This is a genomic window from Chloroflexus sp. (genome assembly GCF_034435895.1).
In the GTDB taxonomy this organism is placed as follows: Bacteria; Chloroflexota; Chloroflexia; order Chloroflexales; family Chloroflexaceae; genus Chloroflexus.
Map to the genome: position 1 here is coordinate 1 of NZ_DAOTWH010000005.1, position 7,130 is coordinate 7,130.

A 7,130-nucleotide genomic window follows, 5' to 3' on the forward strand; every position below is an offset into this window, starting at 1 on the left:
CCGTGCCAATCCGTGTCCCATTTTCCATCACTCACACCATCTCGGCCCGATATTCACGCCAGAGGCGGCGCAGCTCGGTGGCCGGATCGCGCCAGAAGCGGTCGGGTTCGACCGGCAGGGCCGGCAACGTCCGCTGCGCCGGCAGGCTGCCAATGGTCTCGCGCAGCGCCTCCCAACCCGCTTTCGGGTGGCCATCCGCCGTCCACAAGCCCCATGTGCGCGCCGGCCAACTGCGGTCGAACGGGGGAATCTTCCATTGTTCTTCCGTTGGATCGACCATCCCGGCCAGCCAGACTGCGGTGGCGCCGGCGCGTGCCAGTGCTGGCAAGGTTGCTTGCAACGCAGTGGCGACCGCTTCTTCGTCGGCCAAGAAGGTTTGGGCGGGTTGGGCAAAGATTTCACTGCTCTGCCAGCCGCGCCATTGTGGACGAGGGGCGGTGGGCCAGCCGAGATCGGCGACCACCACCTGCGCGGCGGCGGTGTCGTTCACTTCTTCGGCCAGTAAACCGGCAACCACGGCGTGCAAGAAGCAGACTGCCTCACCGCGTGCCGGCGGCCCATCGCCGAGCGGCGGCCACGGCCCTACGCTCACCACGACTTCGCCGCCGGCCATCGCGATGTCATAGGGGCGCAAACTGGCCGGGTTACTCAGCGCAGCAGCATCAATCTGGCCAAACAGCCGGTTGGCGCCTTGAGCGCGAGCGCGCTCGGCCAGATCGGCCCACCATGCTGCCATATCACGGTGATCGGCAGGCGGGCGCACCCGCTCAATCCCAGCCGCCAGCAACCAGCCGTGAATGGCCGGATGGGCAGCGAAATTACCGATCACTTCGCGGAGCAGGTAGCGTTGCGCGGCCCGCATGTCAGGATCGGCATACAGATCGCGCACCGGTTCGCGCCGGTAGAAGGTATTGTCAAGAATCGTCAACGCCGGTGTTGCGAAGATCTCGCTCACCGCTTGGTTGGTCAACGCTTGCGCCGGCACTCCCAGCGCCCAATCGGGCAAATGGAGCGCCGAGCCAAGGGTAGCGCTCATCAGCGAGACAACCACGCGCAGACCGTTGGCTTGGGCAAGATCAAGGCCGTGGTGGAAGCCATCGAGCGCAGCGACCGCAATTCGCTGCGCGCTGGGCTGCACCTCTGCCCAGCGCAGATCAAAGCGTACGTGCTGCAAACCGATCTCACGCGCGCGTTGCAAGTATTCACGCAGCGCGCCGTGGTCGTAGCGCGACCAACTGGCGGCCAGCGCCTGCGGTCGCGCCGGCATAGGCGGCCAAATAGTTGTTCCGATGTCCATAGGCGTTTTGCGTGTATACTAACAAGGCGATAGCGCTTAACCTTGTCTCTTCATTTAATAGTATAACAATGTCGCACCGAATTGAAATCATTGTCCCCGCTGGGATCGAAGCATTGGCACGCGCGGAAGCGCAGCGGATCGCCGGCATCCGGCTCGACCCACCGGGAGAGAGCGGGGTGATCAGCGCGACGATGCGCGGCCCGTTGCCAGCGCTGTTCGATGTACGCTGCGCGATTTCAGTCTTTCTTGTGCGTAGTTTTGCTATTCCGCGGCCACGGGCTCTGCTCGGTGACGAGCACTTTCGCGCGGTGACAGCGATGATCGACACGGTGCGCCGGTTACATCCCGCCAACACGTTTCAAACCCTCTTTCTCAGCGCTGCCGGCGCTGAGAGCAGTGTGCTGCGACGTTTCAAACACGAGCTCAGTGAGCGGCTTGGCCTTGCGCTGGGTGAAGAGGATGGCGATCTGGTGCTGCGCTTACGCCCCAGCCGTGATCGGGCCGGTTGGGATGTGCTGGTGCGCTTGACGCCGCGCCCATTGGCGACGCGCCCATGGCGGGTGTGCAATCGCGAAGGGGCGCTCAATGGGCCGGTAGCGCACGCGATGGCGCTGCTAAGCAAGCCGCGCGCTAGTGATCGCGTGTTGAATGTGGGATGCGGTTCGGGGACGCTGCTGATCGAGCGGTTGTTGATCGGGCCGGCAGCGCAGGCGATTGGGTGCGATACCGATCCTGAGGCGTTGGCATGCGCCTATCGCAACCTTGCCGCCGCCGGCCTGAGCCACAAGGTGACGTTGCACGATTGGGATGCGCAACAATTGCCATTGCCGCCGGCGAGTGTTGATGTGGTGTTGGCTGACCTGCCGTTTGGGCATTTAGTCGGTTCGCATGCCAGCAATGTCACGCTCTACCCGGCATTGCTGCGCGAAGCTGCCCGCGTCACGCGGCTCGATGGATGCGCAGTGATCATCAGCCACGAAGTACGGCTCATGGAGCGCACCTTAGCCGAGTTGCCGGAATGGCAGCTTGAGCAACACCTGCGCGTTGATCTCGGCGGGCTCTACCCGCGCATTTTCGTGTTGCGGCGGGTAGCGCAAGCGTGAGGCCAAGGCGCTGAAGCGGGCAATTACCGCCAGCGCCTTGCATTTATGATCGCTGATCGCCACCGCCCAATTCGAGATGGGCAGCACGCACCTGTTCGAGCCGTTGGCGCAGTGTGGTTAGTTGGGCATTGAGGGTTTCTGCCTCGCGTCGCTCCAATTCCATAATTCGCAAGAGCTGCGCCTTTTGTTCAAGCTCCATCCGATCAGTTGTGCGCGTGAGGCGCTGCTCAAGCTCGCGCAACCATCCATCAACCCGTTCGAGCCATGCCGTCAATTGGCGTAAATATTGCTCATCAGTCTCTTGCAAGGCGCTCATGCGCTCATCAGCCATCTGGCGCAACTCTTCCAGCCGCTCTTGATTCATCAGGAAGCGTTCGGTGGAGATGCGCTCGATCCGTTTGATTTCGGCCACAATGTCTGGCAGTTTGGCGCCGACATCTTTAATTTGAGCTGGCAACACCTCGGCAAACAGATCGATTTGCTGGCGAATCTCCTCCAGCCGATCGATCCGTGAACGCTGTTCATCGACGGCAGGACGGAGATCTGCGACAAACTGTTGCGCTTCCACCGCCATCCGCCGCATTTGCTGCTTTTCGACCTGTAGTTCATCGTTCAAGCGGCGTACCTCTTGCATCACTGCAGCGTCAGCTTCACGCAGGCGTTCGAGTTGGAGCGCAAACTGGCGTTGGCGCTCATCAAGTTCTTTGATCTGTGAGGATAACGCGGCGATTTGGCGCTCGGCCTGTTCAATTCGGCTCAGCCAGCCGGCCAGAAAGTCGCGATCTTGTTTGCGCGCTTCGGCGATTTGCTGAATTTGAGATTGCATATCACGCAGCGGGCGCACGCCCTCTTCGATCTTCACCAGCGCCGCCGCTACTTCGCGCCGCAACGCGACCACATCGCGGCGCACAATCTCGTTCGCCTGCGCCACTTCGCTCGTATGCCGCTCGAAGAGGCTTTGCACCTGCGCGATGGCGCCCTCGTTCTTGCGCACCTGCTCCATCGCCCATTGATACTTGTTCGTCTGATCTTTGAGCAGGCGGCGCAATTCGTCGATCTGGCCTTGCAAGTAAACCAGTTGCGACTGCTCTTGGGCGCGCAGGCGCTCTTCTTCGTAACGCGCAGTGAGGTCTGAATTTGACATACCATCCTCTTATGGTTGTGAAGTCACCGTTTGGGCGACGGCCAATGCTTCGGGCAAGCTGATCGCTCCCACGTACAACGCCTTGCCGATAATCGCTCCCTCGACCCCAAGCTGGGCCAGCCGGCGCACGTGATCGAGGGTGGCAATGCCGCCGCTCGCGATAATCGCCGGGCCATCGGCGCGGATCAATTCAGTCAGTGCGGTGAAGTTAGGGCCGCTGAGCGCACCGTCGCGACTAATGTCAGTATAGATGATCCGGCGCGCGCCGAGCGCAGCCATTTGCGCGGCAAGCATCGTGGCCGCCACGGTTGAAGTGACCGTCCAGCCATCGGTCGCCACCATCCCGTTCCGCGCGTCAATCCCGATCACGATCTGCTCGCCGAAGCGATTGAGCAGGCGGGCCACCAGTTCAGTTTCGGCGATCGCGGCGGTGCCGATAATCACCCGCTCGACGCCAAGGGCCAAGGCTGCCTCAACGTCCTCTTCGCGGCGCAAGCCGCCGCCGAGTTGCACCGGAATCTGGACGGCTTGGGTAATCGCCAAGACCGCATCGACATTCTGCGGCCTACCGGCGCGCGCGCCATCGAGATCGACCAGATGCAGGCGGGTTGCCCCTTGCGCTTGCCATACCCGGGCCACGGCGACCGGATCGTCGGCGTAGACCGTCATCTGGGCAAAATCGCCTTGATACAGCCGCACGCAGCGCCCGTCTTTCAAATCAATCGCCGGAATAATCTCCATATCTCATCCTCTCTGAGTGGTTGCGCCGCTCCACGCCACAAAGTTGGCGAGCAGGCGCAAGCCATAGTCGCCGCTCTTTTCGGGGTGAAACTGCACTGCTGCCAGCCGGTCGCGGATGATCACGCTCGGAAAGAGCAATCCGTAATCGGTGCGCGCGGCAATGATCGCCGGATCAGCGACATCACAGTAGTACGAGTGAACGAAATAGACATCGGCTCGATCGGGGATGCCGGTAAAGAGTGGATGCTCACGAAATTCAGGGGCAATCTGCACCTGATTCCACCCGATTTGCGGGATTTTGCCAGCGCTGTCGGGCAGCCGCCGCACGGTTCCCGGCACAATATCGAGGCATGGATGGGGGCCGAATTCCGCGCTCTCGCTCAATAAGACCTGCATGCCGACGCAAATGCCGAGAAACGGTGTGCCGGCTGCCACCACTTCCGGCAAGATAGCGGCAATGCCGAGCTGGCGCAAACTCGCCATTGTATCGGCGGTAGCGCCGACGCCGGGTAAGACGACGGCCTGCGCCGAACGAATCACATCGGGATTATCGGTAACGGTCAAATCGGCTCCAACTCGCCGCAATGCGCGCACTACATTGGGCAGATTGCCGGCGCCGTAGTTAATCACTGCAATCATGCTTCTCCCCGATAACCGGTCTGCATCAAGAGCGGATGTTGATTCTGCAATGCGGTAATGATATAGTCAATCGCTGGTTCGGGCGCCTGCACGCCACCCATCGGGTCAGGGCCGGGATCCATCCCGACCATTAAGCGGAGCGTTGCCACCACGCCGGCAGCGAGGGCGGGCAAGCTGTAGCCACCCTCAAGCACAAAGCCGATCCGGCCATCACACAGCTCGGCGGCCCAATCGAGCAGATGCTGCACGATGCGGGCAAACCCCTTGATCGAAAGCGCCATCGGCCCGATCGGGTCGCTCCAGTGGGCATCGAACCCTGCCGAAATCAGCATCATGTCGGGTTGAAAACGGCGTAACGCCGGCCCGATGATCTGGCGGAAGACGCGGTCATACCCTTGGTCGCCCGTGCTGTACGGTAACGGTACATTGAGCGTAGCGCCGCCGGCAGTGCGCGGGTCTCCCATCTCGTGCACAGCGCCGGTGCCGGGGTAGAGCGGCGAAGCGTGGGTCGAACAAAAGAGCACGCGCCCGTCGCGATAGAAGATGTCTTGGGTGCCGTTGCCGTGATGCACGTCGAAGTCGATGATCGCAATCCGTTTGAAGCCATACCGGTCGAGTAGCACGCGGGCCGCGATTGCGATATTGTTGAAGAGACAGAACCCCATCGAGCGGGTATCGGTCGCGTGATGGCCGGGCGGGCGCACGAGCGCAAACCCGTTGTGACAACGACCTTCAGCGATAGCTTCGGCCAAGCAGATTGTCGCGCCTGCCGCCAGCAAACCCACCTCCCACGAATCGGCGGTGACATAGGTATCGCTATCGATTTGGCCGCCGCCGTAGCTGGCCAGTTGGCGTACCCGGTGCAGCATGTGCGGGCTATGCACGGCCAGCAATTCGGCCTCGGTCGCCGGACGGATAGGCAATGGTTTGAGGTAGCCGAGCAAGCCCGCTGATTGGATGGCGCGCTGAATTGCGTGCAGCCGGTTGGCCTGTTCTACGTGGCCGTGCCATGTATGGAGATCGAACCGCTGATCGGTCAGAATGGCTGTGGTCATACGAGTGTGTCAGGTGTGTTGTGTTCGCTGCTGGCGGGGTCAAGCATTGGGCAATCGTGCGTTGGTACGCCAGCGCCTTTGACATTGCTCACATTGTACCACGCGGCGGCGAGCGACCGGTTGCGTTTGGCGAGGATGTTTCAGTAGCGCGGCGTGGTATAATCCAAACGCGCATGAAAAGTGTTGCGCATCGTTGGGAATGGAGCTTTGGTATGGCGCGCCCGTTGTTAGTGCTGGTTGACGGCCATGCGTTGGCGTATCGCGCGTTCTTTGCCTTGCGCGAGAGCGGTCTGCGCTCGTCGCGCGGCGAGCCGACGTATGCCGTGTTTGGGTTTGCCCAAATCTTGCTGACGGCGCTGGCCGATTATCGGCCTGAATATGCTGCGGTGGCCTTCGATGTCGGGCGCACCTTTCGCGATGATCTCTACGCTGAATATAAAGCCGGGCGCGCCGAGACGCCGGAAGAGTTCTACCCGCAATTTGAGCGGATCACGCAGTTGGTGCGGGTCCTGTCGATCCCGATCTACACTGCTGAGGGGTATGAAGCCGATGATGTAATCGGCACACTGGCCTGCCAAGCGACTGCGCAGGGGTTGGATGTGATCATCCTCACCAGCGACTCTGACGTGTTGCAATTAGTGAACGAGCACGTGCGCGTGGCGTTGGCCAACCCGTACGGCGGTAAGACGAGCGTAACGCTGTACGATGTCGAGCAGGTGCGCAAGCGGTACGATGGCCTCGAACCGGCCCGACTCGCCGATTTGCGCGGGCTCAAGGGCGATGCCTCTGACAATATTCCCGGCGTGCGCGGGATCGGTGAGAAGGGCGCGATTGCCTTGCTCAAGCAGTTTGGCTCGCTCGATAACCTGCTGGCGCATATTGGGGAGGCCCCCAAACGCTACCAGACCTTGCTGAACGAGCAACAAGAGACGGCCCGTTTTTCGCGCCAATTGGCGACGATTGTGACCAATGCCCCGGTGCAGCTCGATCTAGCGGCGGCCCGGCTCGGCGTGTACGATCGATCCGCGGTGATGGCCCTCTTGCAAGAGCTAGAGTTCGGCGTCAGCTCGAACTTGATCAAGAAGTTGCCGCCGGTGGTGCAAGCGCCAGCGTTGGCCGCGTTGCCCGCCGATCTGCCGGCGCCGCCGCCG

Annotated in this window: 7 protein-coding genes; 2 read left to right on the top strand and 5 right to left on the bottom strand. The window is 61.6% G+C overall.

Translation table 11 applies throughout. The features are described from left to right. Positions 1–31 precede the first annotated feature (31 nt). Positions 32–1,297, bottom strand: coding sequence for a hypothetical protein (locus U9R81_RS00280; RefSeq protein WP_322493549.1), 1,266 nt, complete (start codon positions 1,295–1,297; stop codon positions 32–34). A gap of 68 nt (positions 1,298–1,365) precedes the next feature. Here U9R81_RS00280 and U9R81_RS00285 point away from each other — a divergent pair, with 68 nt between their 5' ends. After that, a complete protein-coding gene (locus U9R81_RS00285; protein ID WP_322493550.1) occupies positions 1,366–2,400 on the top strand; it encodes a methyltransferase domain-containing protein in 1,035 nt (344 codons plus the stop codon). A gap of 43 nt (positions 2,401–2,443) precedes the next feature. On the opposite strand, the gene U9R81_RS00290 is transcribed toward U9R81_RS00285, so the two are convergent. Genes U9R81_RS00290 through U9R81_RS00305 form a run of 4 tightly spaced genes read right to left on the bottom strand, consistent with a single transcriptional unit; the run spans position 2,444 to position 5,979 of the window. Beyond that, positions 2,444–3,544 (bottom strand): hypothetical protein, encoded by a 1,101-nt coding sequence (locus tag U9R81_RS00290; protein WP_322493551.1) that lies wholly within the window; start codon positions 3,542–3,544, stop codon positions 2,444–2,446. A gap of 9 nt (positions 3,545–3,553) precedes the next feature. Continuing rightward, positions 3,554–4,285 (bottom strand): 1-(5-phosphoribosyl)-5-[(5-phosphoribosylamino)methylideneamino]imidazole-4-carboxamide isomerase, encoded by a 732-nt coding sequence (hisA, locus tag U9R81_RS00295; protein WP_322493552.1) that lies wholly within the window; start codon positions 4,283–4,285, stop codon positions 3,554–3,556. 3 nt (positions 4,286–4,288) lie between these two features. Then, entirely contained in the window at positions 4,289–4,924 is a 636-nt protein-coding gene (gene hisH, locus U9R81_RS00300; protein ID WP_322493553.1) for an imidazole glycerol phosphate synthase subunit HisH, read from the bottom strand. After that, entirely contained in the window at positions 4,921–5,979 is a 1,059-nt protein-coding gene (locus U9R81_RS00305; RefSeq protein ID WP_322493554.1) for a histone deacetylase, read from the bottom strand. The genes hisH and U9R81_RS00305 overlap by 4 nt, the downstream gene beginning before the upstream one ends. A 212-nt stretch (positions 5,980–6,191) precedes the next feature. On the opposite strand from U9R81_RS00305, the gene U9R81_RS00310 reads away from it, so the two are divergent. After that, positions 6,192–7,130, top strand: a 939-nt coding sequence (locus U9R81_RS00310) for a 5'-3' exonuclease (RefSeq protein ID WP_322493555.1), incomplete at its 3' end; no start/stop codon positions are given.